Raw genomic sequence first — 16,124 nt, 5'->3', positions numbered from 1 at the left:
GTGTGGAACTCCGCATCCACATGAAATGCGACATGCTTTTATATATTGTAACACGTGTACTCCAGTTGACTGGTTTAGGATTATTTCTCTATCCATTTTATAGTTTCTTAATTTTATTTTCAAATTTTCGAAGTTGGGCGTTCAAACTACTCTTACAGAAAAAAAAGAAAGCTACCTTACGGCAGCCTCTGTTGGATCACACTACCGAAGCAGTCTGACATGCACTCTACTACATCTTAAAGTATTTTCCCGGTCACCAATAATGTGGATGTAGCATAGTATATAATCCATAATCTTCCTTCCAATTTAATTAGCATTCACGGGGATATCACTGCGGTTCACTCGAAGCAATTTCCCTGATGAAGTTGATAACACATCCGGATCGGTACCCAGACCAAAGTAGAAGTCACCCTCGTTCTCTTCGAAAGACTTGGCATAGGTGTCCTGGTTAAAACGTAAAATCTCATTCCATGTGGTCAGATCAGTGGATTGGTAGACCCGATTGATATACAGATTGGCACTTTGGCGAGTGTACGTAAGCACATACACCTTGCCATCACGCAACAGCACATCGGTTGGGAGCGCCTTGGCATCCGGGAGATTAACTCGCCTTGCCTGATTGATGTCGGTCATGACATTCAAAGATTTGGGCAGCAGCTGCCCATCATTGAACACGCCTCCCGCTATATAGAGCAACTTGTTATTGAAGTTAACATTTTTGCCTATTTTATTATAAGGAATCGTGCCCGTTTGATAGGTTAGTCCAGGCAGCATTTTGTTACCATAGATGACAACATCCCGTTTCTCAAGATTTTCATTAATCTCCAAAATATTAGTTTTGTCATTCCATATTTTATTGGCAGGATACATCATGCCAGATGCATATAACTTGCCATTAAGATGGAACATGGTATAAGCCCGGAAACCAAACGTATTAATCGTCGCATATTTCTGCCAAGTTTCACCTTCATTATGAGAGATTAGTATGGTTGGTTTGGACTCCGTACCCAGCGCGGCAAACATCTTGCCCTGATAAGATGCCAAATCGTATACGTGTACACCCAGCGGCAGATTGCGATATTTGGTCCACACCTCGCCATCCAGACGATAGAAGTTACCCAGTTCCCACTGTTCACTATCGGAATCATTGCCAGGAATATATAACTTGTCGTTTAGTACTCTGTAGATATCAATCTGTTCCTCATCCACATACATCTTCGTTGATGGCAAAATGCCCGGGTTGCTGTTCGTCACCGACTGGGTCTTAAATTTTGCATTCGCTGTATCATAATAAATGACTGGAATAGGGCCTGAATTTGGAGCTACGCCCAGATTGCTGCTATTTCCGTGGCCCAAATATATTTTGCCGTTGTACAGTTGCATGTCCCAGACGTTATTAGCATATGGTGTTTTGGTAAATGGTCTGCCTAGCAGTTCGATCTTCGATGTTACATCGGCTGAACTGATCGGTGCATTCGACACCTTAGCAAGGCCACGTTCCGTCGCAGGGGGTTGACTTGTTGACGTGGTGTTTTTCGGCTTGGAGTTCCCCATAAGCATCCAGCTCATTCCTGCGACAATGGTCAAAATTACGGCTGTCCATTTTGTATGTCTCTGCATGTCCGCTTCCTCCTTCATTTTTTCATCATCATTACCTTCACACCAAGATGATACATTTTGTATCTTTTCATACTATGTAAAACTACCTGTACATGCAACAAATTCCGCCCTATTTATACAAAAAAAGTAGACAATCACATCTGTTGATGTGCTGTCTACTTTTTCTTAATGTCTGTGATTTCTATTCAGCTTTTACCAATATTTTAACCTGATTTTTCTCTTTCAACAGTGCTTCAAATCCATGCTCTACCACTTCATCCAACGAAATTCGTTTGGTCACCAGCTTGTCAGCCGGGAAGAAACCTTTATCCATCAGACTGATAACCGCCGGGAACACATCACGATAACCAATAATGCCATTGACCGTACGTTCTTTCATGACAATTGAGTTCGGGTGAATCGGCGCTTCCTGTTCAAAAATACTGACGATCATCAACTCTCCACCAATACGTGTCGAATCGATGGCTTGTTGCAGAACACGTGGAACACCGGTTACTTCATAGGCTACGTTAACGCCACCTTGTGTACGTTGGTGGATTTCTTCCACGACATTAAACTGCATTGGATCAATCACAATGGCACCGAGCTCTTCGGCTTTTGCTTTCCGTTCATCCGATAACTCCACCACATAAATATCCGACGCTCCCGAAGCTTTAAGCGCTTCGATGACCAGTAGTCCGATTGGGCCTGCACCAAACACGGCTGCTGTATCTCCCACTTTCAGCTTGCTTTGGCGCACAGCGTGAAGTGCTACAGCTGAAGGTTCAACCAACGCACCTTGCTCATACGAGATTGAATCCGGAATGGCATGTACCATGTTTTCTGCAGCAGTGACATACTCGGAGAATCCTCCTCCGCCTCCAGCGAGTCCAAGGAAACCCATCTGATCGCACAGATTGTATCTGCCCTGTTTACAAGCTTCGCAGTGTCCACATGCATAGATGGGTTCTACCACAACACGATCGCCCGCCTTGAAACGTGTAACACCTTCCCCTACTTCAACCACCTGTCCTGAGAATTCATGCCCCATAACTATAGGCGCTTGTTCCCCTGTTAGCGGATGCGGTGCTTGAGCGGGAATGAAGATTGGACCTGCTGTGTACTCGTGTAAATCACTGCCACAGATACCGCACCATTCCACTTTTATTTTGACCTTTCCTTCTTCAGGGTGAGGTTCATTAATATTTTCGAGACGTAAATCTTTGACTCCATGCCAACGTAATGCTTTCATTCATTTCATCTCCCAGATCATAATTTGTGATATAATCGGAAACGTTTCCGTAAATTAAATATGTCACATTTTAGATACGCTGTCAAACATATTTCTCCACTAATATGTCTATTTCGTGATCATATCGAGTTCACTTTAGAATGCTTATACTTTAATTCAAGTGATCTTAGCGGCATTACAAACGATGTAATCCTTGTTATTAATATATATTATGGCAAATAATATTGTAGATCTATTAAAATTTAATCAGGCCTCGCCATAAATCTGGCCCATTCACGGGATACTTCATTGTTCAAATGTTATAATCAAGTTATATAACTATCGTGAAGTTCATACATATCCCTAATAATTCGGAATCGTTTCCGATAAAGTGAGGTAACCGTACATTGAGGAAAGAACAGAAACTTACGATCAAGGACGTTGCAGAGCGTGCCGGCGTGGGCATCGCTACCGTATCCCGGGCCATCAACAATTCAGAAGGCATCAGCAGTAAAACACGGGATAAGGTGATGCAGGCCATTGAAGAACTGGGGTTTGTACCCAACACCTCGGCACAGAGTCTGAAAATCCGGCAAACGCACCAGATCGCGCTTGTTGTACCCGACATACGTAACGCCATCATTCCGGAAATCTCCTGGTCTGTAGAGCAAACGGCGAAGCAACATGGGTACCATGTCGTTCAGATCAATACGGCAGGCAATGCCAGAACGGAGCTTGAAACCATTCGTAATGTCAAAAAATTGCATGTGGACGGACTAATCTTCATGCCTCTGGCGTACCCCAAAACGTTACCCGGACTGATTGATAAGGCGCCGCTCCCTATCTCCATGATTAATTACGGCAAGAAACTGGAACCGGGTATGAAAGCGGATATCGTCTCTCTCTCTCAACCTGAAGGAAAATTGGTAATGGAACATCTGTTCAAGATCGGTCGAACTCGAATTGCATATGCGGGAGCACCGAAGGACATTATTGAAGAACGCTTTCGTGCGTATGAGCAAGCCGTAGGCCATGTGGACATTTCTCTCGTCTACTTTGGTGAGGACTTTTCATTGAATACAGGTGCCAATGCTGCAGATTATTTTTACGGACTTACGCATATGCCAGATGCCGTCTATGCCATTAATGATATGGTTGCCATCGGATTGGTTAATCGGTTCAAGGAGTTAGGGGTTCGTGTACCTGAAGATGTGGCTGTTGTGGGTGTGGATAACAATCAATGGACAACCGTCACGTCTCCTCAGATTAGTTCCGTGTCCATTATGGGCGAAGAAGTCGCCAGACTTGCTACTGAGCTGTTGTTAAAACGAATTCGGGAGATGAGCACGACCGATTACGAACACATCCAATTTGAACCACGCTTAATCGTTCGTGAATCAAGCGTCGCCATGATTCATTCCTCCCAGCGAGGACCACACAGTTAAGTTTGGTGAGAGGGATGGGCATTAGGATAGAATATATTTTACGGCTATCCCTTTATTTGTCCTGCTACACAGATATACTAAAAAGGTGTTGCTCAGGTCTAACTCTTTCCTGGCAGCACCTTATTTGTCGTTGATTCTGTATAACTATAGCAGAGTCATACTCCGCATACATTCATTCTAAGAATGCAGTTGCCTGATCGGTGTTCCCTTCAGGAACATCGCTATATTCTCTACGGTATGATTATAATAGATATCATAATTGCCACGAGTCACATAACCCAGATGCGGTGTTGCCAGAACGTTGGGCAATGTTCGCATCACATGGTTAACTGGTAGCGGTTCCTGCTCATATACATCCAGACCTGCACCAGCAATCACACCACGCTGCAATGCCTCCACCATAGCTTCCTGATCGACAATGCCCGCTCGCGACGTATTTATTAATAGCGCACTCGATTTCATTTGTTGAAATTCGGCTTGTCCGATCAGATTCCGCGTACGATCACTCAATACCAGATGAATGGATACGATGTCGCTCTGTGCAAGCAATTGCTCCTTGGTCTCGCACCAGATCACACCATGTTTTTCGGTTTTCTCACGTGTTAGATTCTCGCTCCAGGCCATCACATTCATGCCAAATGCTTGTGCGATCTCAGCCATGCGAGTTCCTATCTTGCCCAAACCGAGCAATCCAAGTGTTCTCCCATGCAAATCCAACCCTACAGTGCTCTGCCAGTTTCGATTGGAGCGAAGTGCATTATTTTCCGTAACCAGTTGTCTGGACAGCCCTAGAATCAGTGCCCATGTAAGCTCCGTCGGCGGATTAGAGCTTCCCTCGGTTCCACACACAATAATCCCGTTCTTCTCTGCAGCCTTGAGATCTATCGACGCGTTGCGCATACCACTTGTAATCAGAAGTTTTAGCTTAGGGAGCTGCGAAATGACCTTCTCTGGAAACGGTGTACGTTCCCGCATCAGGACTACAATATCAAAATCCTGCAATTCCTGAATGACTTTTTCTTCCGAGCCCATATAGTTGTTGAATGTCTGAATCTCCACCTGATCCATCAACGAACCCCAATCCGCCGACGTCAGCGCAACGTTCTGATAATCATCCAAAACGGCACAGCGCAACTTCGTATTCATTTCTGATCTCCTCCTATATCTGCTCAATTCTTGTATATATTGTAGCAACTCCGCATCACTTTAAACAGAATAATTCCCTATTACTGTAACAAAGACAACGTAACCTGGATGCTCTGCTCTACAAATAAGCGGTCCGGTCCTGATTTCATCAGTACAGTCAGTCCAATCATGGATACAACCAGAGACTGTGCGACCGCACTTGCGTTCATGTCAGCGGACAACTCCCCGCTCTGTTGCCCTCGTTCTATCGTTTCTTTGAAAAGAACACCCAGGTACATCTGATGCTCCCGTGTAAGGACAGCGAATTTGGGATCATGTGGAGCCAGCTCAACCATCGTATTAATGCAAAAACAGCCGTGACTAGGCTCGGTCACACTCCCCTCTGCTCCAATATGTTCAAACAATCCACGAAAGGCTTCCCGCACGGAGGAGCCCTGTTGAAGTCTGGCTCTGACTTGGGCCGCATGCTGAGTGGTATACCTGCGAAGTGCTGTTTCGAATAATTCCTTTTTATCGCCAAAAGCCGCGTACAGACTGGGACGTTGTATGCCCATTGCGGTCGTCAAGTCATTTAAAGATGCCGCTTCGAACCCTTTGTCCCAAAACGTATGCATCGCTGCATCGAGTGCTTTATCCGTATCAAATTCCCGTTGTCTAACCATACAATTCACCTCTTTATGTATCGATCAGTATGTTTATATATTTTAACCTCACTCTTATTACAAAGTCAAAACCTAATAACCGGAAAGGAGTTTTTAGCTATAAATGAATCGAAAAATCTGAAATAGATGCGATCGGATAATTATTTTGTCGTCATATTCTCTGGGTAAAAATCTTTAGTTTAACCCTAACCCAATTCTCTGTTGACAGAATTCACGCAAATAAAGTATGGTTATTCCGAATCATAACATACTGATCAGTACAGAATAGAAAGGTGACATCCATTTATGCAAACTTCTTCTCCAGATGCACAATTATCCAATAAGGATCGTCCTGCCATGTCACGGTTAGTTGCTCTTCTTTTTGCCGTGTGCAGCGGACTTGCGGTCGCCAATATCTATTATGCTCAGCCTTTGCTGGACTCCATCGCTCAAGAATTCAGCCTCTCGCCATCATCCATAGGGATTGTCATCACAGTGACTCAGCTATGTTATGCCTTGGGGCTGTTCCTTCTTGTTCCGCTTGGTGACCTCTTAAATCGTCGCAAGCTGATCATCATTCAAATGCTCTTATCCGTGCTTGCACTGGTTCTCGTAGGAACCGCACAATCCAGCTCACTTTTATTCACGGGCATGGCTGTCGTAGGTCTACTCGCGGTCATTACGCAAACGCTCGTTGCCTTTGCTGCACACTTGGCAGCCCCTTCCGAACGTGGTCGCATTGTCGGGTTGGTAACCAGCGGAATCGTCATTGGCATTTTACTTGCACGAACGGTTGCAGGTACGCTGAACGATTGGCTCGGGTGGAGATCGGTATATCTCTTCTCCGCCAGCCTTACATTACTCGGAATTGTCGCCTTATTTTTTGTTCTCCCAAGGCAACAATCCCCACAAGTAAAACAAAGCTATACCCAATTACTCGGTTCCGTCTTGCAACTGTACCGTGAGTTGCGTGTGTTACGAGTACGAGGTGTGCTGGCCATGCTGATTTTTACAGCCTTCAGCATCTTATGGACTTCTATGGTACTGCCACTAAGTAGCCCTCCACTGTCCCTGTCTCATACAGTCATAGGTGCATTCGGTCTCGCAGGAGCGGCGGGAGCATTGGCTGCTGCCTGTGCAGGTAAACTTGCCGACCGGGGCCTTGGGCAGAAAACAACGGGTGTCGCCCTTGTCATTCTGCTCTTGTCCTGGCTGCCCATCGGTTATGTCCATCATTCTCTCTGGTTCCTGATCCTGGGTGTTATCCTGCTCGATCTCGCCGTGCAGGCCGTACATGTTACCAACCAGAGTCTGATCTACGAAGTTCGCCCCGAAGCGCAGAGCCGCCTGACGGCAGCTTATATGATCTTTTATTCCATCGGCAGTGCAACCGGCTCCATCGTTTCTACCCAAGTGTATGCATGGGCGGGCTGGACAGCCGTTTGCTGGTTAGGTGCTGGCGTTAGTGCAGCAGCCCTTGTGTTCTGGATGATCGATCGTTATATGCATCGGAATCTCGATCGTTGAATTAGTCCAGTTTATTCCACACCACAATAAAAAGAGTTGCCAACGGACCAAATAACAGGGAAATCAGAAACCAGTTCCGACCACTTCTGTTTTTTCCCTGGGCCAGTCCGGCATTAATCAAGGCAAGTGTGCCCCAACCTACAAAATATTCATTATCCATCAAATGTCTTCTCTCCTCTATCCATTCAATTCTGGCTACTGCTCAAGCATATCTTTGAGCTTACGATTACGATCCTCTAGAAATGCCTGCATGTATCTCTTCAGCACAAGTCGCTCCGTTGCCCATCCCAGCAATCCAAGTGGTGCTTCGAATCGAAGTGTGTCTCTCATGCAAGTCATCTGATCCCCAATTACACTGAAATGATGTTCATGTCGCATGCTCTTGAAAGCCCCTTTCTCCATCTGATCCACAAAGAGGAAAGATCGTTCAAACTGCACAATTCGGGACTTCAGCTTCTGTCTGACCCCAAAATGAGTAGCCTGAAATGTAACGGTATCCCCTGCTCCAATTCTTCCTGTGGTTACTCCTGCAACTGCTCGCTCTCTCGTATGTTGCCAGACGGTCTGAGTATGTACATCAATATCCCGGGCATAGTCAAAGCATCGTTCAATCGAGGCATGTATTGTAATCTCGGTTGTCACTTCAATCATGGCGATCGCTCCTTGGCAGGAAAAATAAGGTCTTTGCAAAGTATACGCTTGCTTCCTTGGTCGAACAACTCATCTAGGATGATATAACAAAGAACGGGTCCCCTGTCTTCGTACAGGAGGCCCGTTCTCAATATAAGTAAGGAATACAGATAATACTTAGATTAAATAAGCAATTCATCAATGGCAAGCGTACGCTCTTTGGAGAGATCGCGATATTCTTCAGACTCCACTTTGATGAGTGGTTTGAAAATATCAGATGTATTGTTCATGACAATAACACCCTTTTCTCCATTGCTGAGCAGTACTTGTTTCCCGATGAAATTAGGAAGCAAATGTTGCATCAATGCCTGAACCGGTTTTTCATTCAATTTACCAAATCCCATTCCATAGATATCTCTAAGGTTGTTGATCAGATTTGGATTGCTTCCTCCGTGATTCCCTGATCTCATGCCTATATAGATATCCGCTACAGATACAATCTGTGTATATGGATGAATTTCACTTTTCTCAAGTTGCATCGGATAACCCGACCCATCTTCCCGCTCGTGATGTTGCAGAGCAACCAGTGCTGTCGCTTCATCCGTCATTGAATTTTTGATAATTTCATGGCCATATATAGTGTGACGCTGCATTTCAAGCTGCTCATCAGCCGTCAACGGTTCTGTTTTGTTCCGAATCCGGTGGGAAACTTTGCACTTTCCAATGTCATGCAGATAACCACCGCGACTAATCTGATAACTCTCCTTCTGAGAATATCCAAGCCAATTCGCAAGGTAGAAGGACAACAATCCTACCTGGATTGAATGTGTATAGTTATTGACATCATCCCGCTCCAGCATCATCAGGAGATGAACGACATCTTTCTGCTCATCCAGTCCTTCAACCATCGGTTGCAGTGCATCATCCACCATGGTGGCGTTGAACTTGCCAACGGTCAGAGCTTCGAGAAAAGCATTTTGATAATTATGTACAGTCTGAATAAATTGGGACTTCAGCTCTTCTTCAGGCGGTTCTTCCTTCGTAGTTATCCCGGAAGCATGCTTTGCGGCTGCTGCAAAAAATTCTGCTTCAGTGATTTCCTCTTCGCGTGATTCAATATCTACATAATCTACACGGTGCTGCATAAGCAAGGTGATATCCTCACCTTTGATCACAGTTCCCTTCCCGAGAACGTGTAATCCTGCATCGCTGAATGTATCCGCAGTTAGACGGTCTCCGTCTTGCAGGTTCATAATATGGATTCTCAAATCGGTATTCCCCCTGAACAATTCATTATAGTAACAGCACCCAACGGAACGGGGCCACAAAAATACCTATACTTCTTTATATCGTTATAATTCTTCATTTCATACATAGTTCAAACGACCTTAATCACAATGGTAAATACGAACGCCTAAGACTTTATCCTCACTCCAACATCCAAATTAGTCCCGGTTTTAAACTTTTACACACTTTTGTGCCTCATTGCCGTATCAGAGTAAGCCAAAGAAGTTCAAACGCTCCGTTTGAACTTCTTCAAGACATCTCCAATTAGATTTTGATCGAACCCAGACTAGCACCTTTAACAAAAAATCGTTCAATGCTCTTCTCGACCGAAGCATCGGGAATCAGCGGCGGTGCCTGATGGGGTTTGGTACGCGCATCAATAATAACCTGATCACAACCCCAATGCTTGTGATCATATCCGCTATTAACCCCATACATATCATGTGAAGGGTTGCTTCGAGTAAAGGTTGCCCATAAGAAGTTGCTGAGGTTAGCACTCAGGAACGAACTGTCGTCACATAGAATGATCATCGGACACGAGTCCAGACCTCCCTGTTCTTTCAATAGAGAAGTGAATGCTTGCATCTCCTGTGCTGTATCCGCATAACTCGTAAAGGCCGATGTCTGGATCGAAACAATACCCGGCATGATGAGCTGTGCATTCTCATAACCACGAATGTTTTTCAAAGACTCCGGAACTTCCGTACACAACTCTCGAACCTTGTCGCCATATGCTGCAAAAACGACCTTGCTTCCGCTGTTCAGTCCTGTACCCGAATAATCGAGTGTATCAATCGTTGTATGGGTATGGAAATGAATATCCCGCTGCATATCCATACGCTCCAAGATATAGGTCAGGAATTCAACTTCCTTGTGGGTATCCAGAGGTTGCTGATCCTCAGCAGTAATAAACAGGTACTTCGCCAGACTCAGCTGACCCGTACCCAAAATACGGTTGGCAATCGTAAGCAACTCTGTCGGCTGCTTCACCGCCTGATATGGGGTGTAACGTTCACTGCCGATGGCAAACAGCAATGGATGAACCCCTGCTGCATCGACCGCATGCACTTCTTTGACACCTGGAACCTCCTGTTTGATCGCGTCTCCAGTAATCTCATGAATCAAATCACCAAACGCCGTATCCTCTTGCGGCGGACGACCAACAACCGTAAACGGCCAGATGGCATTAGGTTTGGCATAGACTTTATTCACACGCATTAGTGGGAATTCATGCGTCAGACTGTAGTAACCCAGATGATCACCGAACGGGCCTTCAGGCTTTGTCTCGCCTGGATAGATATCACCTGTGATGACAAAATCGGCATCATTACTAATGCAATACCCATCTTTGTAACTGTACCGGAAACGACGTCCAGCGAGCAGGCCAGCAAATGTCATCTCACTGAGTCCTTCAGGCAGAGGCATAACCGCTGAGAGTGTATGTGCAGGTGGACCTCCAATGAAAATACTCACTTTTAGTGGTTCTCCCTTTTTGACAGCTTTGGCTTGATGTATACCAATTCCGCGATGAATCTGATAGTGTAATCCAATTTCCTTGTTCATTTCAAAATCATTGCCATCCAGTTGAACCCGGTACATCCCCAAGTTTGAATTCATGATTCCAGGTTTGTCCGGATCTTCCGAATAAACCTGTGGTAGCGTCACAAATGCCCCACCGTCCATAGGCCAATGTTTGATGAGCGGCAGATCCGAGATTTGAATCTCTTGCGCGGACACCGGCAGGCTTATAGATTTCTGTTTTGGCAGCGCCTGCCACGCAGCAAGACCTGTTTGGACATGCTGAAATGGTGTCTTAAGCGCCTTCATGGGATCGTCACGAACTGCCATGACCCGTTGTACGCCTTCCAGCGTACCGCGGAACATGAACTTGCTTCGTTCCACCGTGCCGAACAGATTGGATACGGCCTGGAACTTTGAACCTTTTACATTTTCAAATAACAACGCCGGGCCTTTAGCCTCGTGCACTTTCATGTGGATCGCTGCCATCTCCAGATGAGGATCAACCTCTTCTTTGACCCGAATCAAATGACCATGCTGCTCCAGATCGTTAATACAATCTTCCATGTTGCGATATTTCATTGGATGGCTCCATTCTCTGTATGATTAAATTAATTAAGTTCATAGATTCACATAACGTCTCTTCTATTTTATCAAATGATCCACTGCTAAACAAAACTATATGTGAAATTTTGTCGCAAATACAGATATCAAAAAAAAGCAATCTGGCAGCAATCTGAATCCTGAACGCACAGGGACCGATTGTTTCCATATTGCTCTCTCTGTTCTGGCTTGCCTTAAGGTGTAATGGTTGATCTGGGGATCGTGACAATAAACTGTGTACCTTTTCCTACTTCGCTCTCTACATCAATTGTACATTGATGCAATTTCAGTATTTTAATCACAATGGACAAACCCAATCCATTCCCTCGAAGCGAGCTGCTTCGCGCTTTGTCCACCATGTAGAATCGATCAAAGATATACGGGAGTGCTTCCTCAGGTATTCCTTGTCCAGAATCTCTAATCAATACCTTCACATGTGAAGATGACGTCTCAATTTCGACATGAATGGCACCTTGTGGACCGGTGTATTTGATCGCATTGTTTATTAAATTTTGCCAGACCTGATCAAACAAATCTTTGTCCACTGTGATCTCGCAGGGCAACAAGTCCAGTTCGATCTGTATGTCCTTCTGTGACCACTGCGGCTCTGCCAGTAAAATCGCCCTTCTTAATTGTTCATCTACCTGGAATGTGGTGAAATGAACCGGATGATGCTCCGAATCCAGCGAGGCTAGCCGAAGCAGATTATCACTGAGCCTCGATAAGCGCAGCGTTTCCTCATAGATAATATCCAAATGCTCTTTCTGCTCTTCTAATGGAATAACACCATCTTGAAGTGCTCTGGTGAATCCTCTAATTGATGTGAGCGGAGACTGCATTTCATGAGAGACGTTGCTGACAAAGTCATCACGAACCGAATCGATTTTTTGCAACTCACTGGCCATATGATTAAAGCTCTCCATCAGTTCGCCAAACTCATCCTGATTATTATGTTTCAAGCGGACCGACAGGTCACCTGATGACATCTCCTTCGCTGCAACCGTTAATCTCTTAATCGGTTTCACAATGTACCCGGACATGAACAGGATTAATAAGCTGCCAATCACCAGAACCGTTAACAGTGAGGTTAAGAGCGTGTTTCGCAGTGTATGAAAAAGAGAGGAGAAATCGCTTTGAATCAGAAATGTGCCGATCCCCTCGTTTGTTCCGGGAACACCTATGGTCGCGATTCCATCTTTACTGGACAGAAAAATGGCATCCGTTGTACCTTCCTCAAATAACGAATGAACTTTGTCCTCTGGCAAGGAAGATAACACTTCACTTTGTTCATTCACAGGAGTGATATTTAAGCCGTAGCGAGCAAAAATATCCAAGCTTGATTTCACTTTTTCCGGATCATCGATCAGGTTAATCAGTGTAGCGAGATCTTGAGCAAAAGTAACCATAAAACGATTCGGTGTCTTTTCCTGGGACCCGTTATTTATCATAAAGGAGAGAATTAAACTCACCAGAACAATCCCGATAAACGTAGCTACGATACGAAGTCGCAGGCTTTTCCTAAACATTTTCATACCCGCTCCAGCCGATAACCGAGTCCTCTTATCGTTGAGATCACTAACTCAGGAACATGTTCAAGGCGTTCCCTTAACCGTTTGATATGTACATCAACCGTACGCTCATCTCCTTCGTAATCGATGCCCCATATGTCATCTATAAGCTGTGTACGTGTGAATATTTTCCCTGGCGAACTCGCCAGAGAAAATAACAATTCACATTCCTTCTTTTTCAATTCGATAGTTTGTCCATCCGAAACAACCATCAGATTGCCCAAATCAATCGTTACACCGCTGATCTGAATCATGTTTGATGAACTTTTGTTATATCGTTTCAGTAACGATTTTACACGCAAGATTAACTCCACAGGATCAAATGGTTTAACCAGGTAATCGTCTGACCCGGCGTTAAATCCTCTGACTTTGTCCTTAGATTCTCCCTTGGCAGTCACCATCAGGATGGGAATATCCAGATAAGACCGAATATCTTCCGTCAGTTCAATGCCGTCTATTCGTGGCATCATCACATCCACAATCGCCAGATCAACTTTCGTATTAGAGAGGATATCTAACGCTTCTTGACCGTCTGGTGCTTCAAGCACGGAGAATTGATTCTTTTCAAGATAAATTCGGATTAATTTGCGGATATGGGAATCATCGTCCACCACCAGAATTGTGTTCATGTAGCCATTATCCTTTCCAAAATTGATATTTATTCGTATCGTAAGGATTCCATCGGGTCCAGCTTCGCCGCTTTTGATGATGGCATCAAACCGGCAACAATACTAATCGCTGTACTTACCACGATACCAAACAAGATATAATATCCCGAGAGATTAATGAGTTTGGCTCCAAACGCATTGTCCAAAAGAATGTTTAACACATAACTAATGATCACTGCAAAGATTACCGCAATAATACCACTAAATACGCCTAATAAGGCAGATTCGGAGAAGAATATTCGCTTGATATCTTTCTTTCTTGCTCCAATCGCCCGAAGAATTCCGATCTCCTTTGTCCGTTCCACGACACTAATGTAGAGTACTACCAGTATCATAATACCGGATACGATCAACGAAATACCTGCAATACCCGCAAGTACAATGGAAGCCATACTTACATATGTGGTGATATTCTCCATGACCTTGGCCATTTGGGAGCCTGCGAAACCAGCGTTTACAGCAGCTTCATTGATATCATTTACATATTTCATATCGGTTGCATAGGCGTTAACCTGAATCGGCCCGATTGTTATTCCTTCGTCCGCATACATTTGCTCCAACGTCTCTGATGAAATGTATCCCGGGGATTGTTGCATTGGAGATTGCCGATCTGCCGCTTCGTAGATCCCTGAGATTGTTACTTCTTTCTCCAAAGTCACTGGTTTATTATTACTATCCATCTCATTGATATATAAAAACACGGACTTGCCGATCATGGTTTCAGCTTGGTCATTTCCGCTTAATTGTTTCGCTGTATCGAGAGGTAACAGCATCTGATTTTCTACAGGAAGGACCCCCGTTGTCATCAGTGCTGGATCAAAAGCATCCGTTAACGTTGTTAACTGCGTGAGTCCTACACTTTGTTTTTCATTCACCATAGTGGATTTGCCTGTAATGGTCGTAATTGTCTCTACATGATCCACATTAGGAAAATTGCGAATCGTCTCTACATCAGCTTTGGTGAACGGTTCACCTGGTGCCATCAAGGCCTCGGGACCTTGCATGTCCTTGGCTTCTTCACTCGGCTTTGTTATATCCACGAGCAAAGGGTCCATACTTGAATTGATTTCGTCATTCATATACGTCGTTATTCCATTCCCCAAGGAGAGCATCAGGAGTACACTTAATATACCTATAGATCCACCCAAAGCGACCAGAACATTACGCTTGCCGTTGAGTTTCATATTTTTAAGTGCCATCTTGAATGAAGCAAGCAAGCTCAGGCTACGGGAAGAATCCTGACCACTCTCGTAAACAGCCGTAGAAGGATCTTTCAGGTGAATATCATCACTAATACGCCCCTCTTCAACCTTCACAATCCGTGTACCGGAGTCAGCGACTTTCTGCGAGTGAGTTACGGCAATCACCAGCATTCCCTTTTTGGCTATACTGTCGAGCAGAGCGAGGATTTGATCTCCGTTTTCCCTGTCCAGAGCACCCGTCGGTTCATCTGCAAGAATAATATCGGGATTGTTGGATAATGCCCGTGCGATGGAAACCCGTTGCTTCTGACCGCCAGATAACTGGTTGGGACGTTTGTTCAGATGATCCTTCAGTCCCACCTCTGTCAATATATCAACAGCACGTTGGTTGCGATCCTTCTCATTGGTATCCGTCATTTGCATCGCAATCGTTACATTTTCGAGGACAGACAGATGCGGGATCAGATTGAAATTTTGAAAGACAAAGCCGATATTATTCTTCCGATAATCATCCATTTCCTTCTCTGTCATGGCACTTAAGTTCTTGCCACGAACAACGACGTCCCCTTCATAGTCGGAGTCCATACCACCAATGATATTCATCAGTGTCGACTTACCGCAGCCAGATTCGCCAAGGATGGAGACAAATTCCCCTGTCTCAAAACTCAGGTTCAAACCGTGGAGTACGGGAACTTTTTCTTTTCCATATAAGGTGTATGATTTCTTCACATTTTTAACTTCTAGTATTTTCATATGGATCTCTTCCTCTCCTGATCATGCACGATATCTATCTATTTGATGTTCATATCGTAACAAATCAGTATGAACTGATAATGAACTGGACCATTGCACCTATAAGAGGTTGTTCGAAAGAACTATATACAAAAAAACCGAATCCTTAGATATAAGGATTCGGTTTATCTTATTTCGTTATTGCATTTGATAATATAAGTTAAACTAATCATTTACACGATAACGGAGAAGACAGAAAAAACCTGAAAAAGCGAAGCGTTCGCCTTTATCCCCGGATTTTCACCTTCGGAAAAGGGATTCAAAAAA

General features: G+C 44.5%; 13 protein-coding genes. 2 read left to right on the top strand and 11 right to left on the bottom strand.

The window, feature by feature from the left end; all coding sequences use genetic code 11:
* Nucleotides 1–306: 306 nt before the first annotated feature.
* Nucleotides 307–1,620: a hypothetical protein gene (locus MHH92_RS13110; protein ID WP_076249527.1), complete on the bottom strand. Its 1,314-nt coding sequence runs from the start codon at nucleotides 1,618–1,620 to the stop codon at nucleotides 307–309.
* A gap of 181 nt (nucleotides 1,621–1,801) precedes the next feature.
* The gene (locus MHH92_RS13105; protein WP_076249528.1) at nucleotides 1,802–2,851 is read right to left on the bottom strand and encodes a 2,3-butanediol dehydrogenase; all 1,050 of its coding nucleotides are present in this window, start codon (nucleotides 2,849–2,851) and stop codon (nucleotides 1,802–1,804) included.
* 386 nt (nucleotides 2,852–3,237) lie between these two features.
* Here MHH92_RS13105 and MHH92_RS13100 point away from each other — a divergent pair, with 386 nt between their 5' ends.
* Nucleotides 3,238–4,275 (top strand): LacI family DNA-binding transcriptional regulator, encoded by a 1,038-nt coding sequence (locus MHH92_RS13100; RefSeq protein ID WP_036608611.1) that lies wholly within the window; start codon nucleotides 3,238–3,240, stop codon nucleotides 4,273–4,275.
* 177 nt (nucleotides 4,276–4,452) lie between these two features.
* Here MHH92_RS13100 and MHH92_RS13095 read toward each other — a convergent pair whose 3' ends face one another.
* Both MHH92_RS13095 and MHH92_RS13090 read right to left on the bottom strand, forming a co-directional pair.
* Complete coding sequence (locus MHH92_RS13095; RefSeq protein ID WP_340904119.1) at nucleotides 4,453–5,421, bottom strand: D-2-hydroxyacid dehydrogenase family protein; 969 nt, start codon at nucleotides 5,419–5,421, stop codon at nucleotides 4,453–4,455.
* Between the two features lie 80 nt (nucleotides 5,422–5,501).
* On the bottom strand, nucleotides 5,502–6,083 hold the full coding sequence (locus MHH92_RS13090; RefSeq protein WP_340904118.1) for a TetR/AcrR family transcriptional regulator: 582 nt from the start codon (nucleotides 6,081–6,083) through the stop codon (nucleotides 5,502–5,504).
* Between the two features lie 285 nt (nucleotides 6,084–6,368).
* Between MHH92_RS13090 and MHH92_RS13085 the strand changes: the two genes are divergently transcribed.
* The gene (locus MHH92_RS13085) at nucleotides 6,369–7,589 is read left to right on the top strand and encodes an MFS transporter (protein WP_340904117.1); all 1,221 of its coding nucleotides are present in this window, start codon (nucleotides 6,369–6,371) and stop codon (nucleotides 7,587–7,589) included.
* Nucleotide 7,590: 1 nt separating this feature from the next.
* Here the strand turns inward: MHH92_RS13085 and MHH92_RS13080 are convergent, their stop codons facing one another.
* The 7 genes from MHH92_RS13080 to MHH92_RS13050 all read right to left on the bottom strand — a co-directional run bounded on the left by MHH92_RS13080 (nucleotide 7,591) and on the right by MHH92_RS13050 (nucleotide 15,818).
* Complete coding sequence (locus tag MHH92_RS13080) at nucleotides 7,591–7,752, bottom strand: hypothetical protein (RefSeq protein WP_155985038.1); 162 nt, start codon at nucleotides 7,750–7,752, stop codon at nucleotides 7,591–7,593.
* Nucleotides 7,753–7,784: 32 nt separating this feature from the next.
* A complete protein-coding gene (locus MHH92_RS13075) occupies nucleotides 7,785–8,240 on the bottom strand; it encodes an SRPBCC family protein (protein WP_340904116.1) in 456 nt (151 codons plus the stop codon).
* A gap of 161 nt (nucleotides 8,241–8,401) precedes the next feature.
* A complete protein-coding gene (locus tag MHH92_RS13070; RefSeq protein WP_047842713.1) occupies nucleotides 8,402–9,487 on the bottom strand; it encodes an HD-GYP domain-containing protein in 1,086 nt (361 codons plus the stop codon).
* A gap of 283 nt (nucleotides 9,488–9,770) precedes the next feature.
* Complete coding sequence (locus MHH92_RS13065) at nucleotides 9,771–11,606, bottom strand: UbiD family decarboxylase (RefSeq protein WP_340904114.1); 1,836 nt, start codon at nucleotides 11,604–11,606, stop codon at nucleotides 9,771–9,773.
* Nucleotides 11,607–11,821: 215 nt separating this feature from the next.
* Complete coding sequence (locus tag MHH92_RS13060) at nucleotides 11,822–13,153, bottom strand: sensor histidine kinase (RefSeq protein ID WP_340904111.1); 1,332 nt, start codon at nucleotides 13,151–13,153, stop codon at nucleotides 11,822–11,824.
* A gap of 2 nt (nucleotides 13,154–13,155) precedes the next feature.
* Entirely contained in the window at nucleotides 13,156–13,824 is a 669-nt protein-coding gene (locus MHH92_RS13055; RefSeq protein WP_340904110.1) for a response regulator transcription factor, read from the bottom strand.
* 29 nt (nucleotides 13,825–13,853) lie between these two features.
* On the bottom strand, nucleotides 13,854–15,818 hold the full coding sequence (locus tag MHH92_RS13050) for an ABC transporter ATP-binding protein/permease (protein WP_340904109.1): 1,965 nt from the start codon (nucleotides 15,816–15,818) through the stop codon (nucleotides 13,854–13,856).
* Between the last annotated feature and the right edge of the window lie 306 nt (nucleotides 15,819–16,124).

It is taken from the genome of Paenibacillus sp. FSL M7-1414 (genome assembly GCF_038003195.1).
Taxonomy (GTDB): domain Bacteria; phylum Bacillota; class Bacilli; order Paenibacillales; family Paenibacillaceae; genus Paenibacillus; species Paenibacillus amylolyticus.
The sequence above is the reverse complement of the archived record's forward strand: the minus strand, read 5'-3'. Positions and strand labels throughout refer to the sequence as shown.

Coding starts and splice junctions, on each gene's coding strand:
- MHH92_RS13105 (WP_076249528.1), bottom strand. CDS start 2,851: ATGAAAGCATTACGTTGGCATGGAGTCAAAGATTTACGTCTCGAAAAT.
- MHH92_RS13075 (WP_340904116.1), bottom strand. CDS start 8,240: ATGATTGAAGTGACAACCGAGATTACAATACATGCCTCGATTGAACGA.
- MHH92_RS13095 (WP_340904119.1), bottom strand. CDS start 5,421: ATGAATACGAAGTTGCGCTGTGCCGTTTTGGATGATTATCAGAACGTT.
- MHH92_RS13060 (WP_340904111.1), bottom strand. CDS start 13,153: ATGTTTAGGAAAAGCCTGCGACTTCGTATCGTAGCTACGTTTATCGGG.
- MHH92_RS13090 (WP_340904118.1), bottom strand. CDS start 6,083: ATGGTTAGACAACGGGAATTTGATACGGATAAAGCACTCGATGCAGCG.
- MHH92_RS13085 (WP_340904117.1), top strand. CDS start 6,369: ATGCAAACTTCTTCTCCAGATGCACAATTATCCAATAAGGATCGTCCT.
- MHH92_RS13055 (WP_340904110.1), bottom strand. CDS start 13,824: ATGAACACAATTCTGGTGGTGGACGATGATTCCCATATCCGCAAATTA.
- MHH92_RS13065 (WP_340904114.1), bottom strand. CDS start 11,606: ATGAAATATCGCAACATGGAAGATTGTATTAACGATCTGGAGCAGCAT.
- MHH92_RS13110 (WP_076249527.1), bottom strand. CDS start 1,620: ATGCAGAGACATACAAAATGGACAGCCGTAATTTTGACCATTGTCGCA.
- MHH92_RS13050 (WP_340904109.1), bottom strand. CDS start 15,818: ATGAAAATACTAGAAGTTAAAAATGTGAAGAAATCATACACCTTATAT.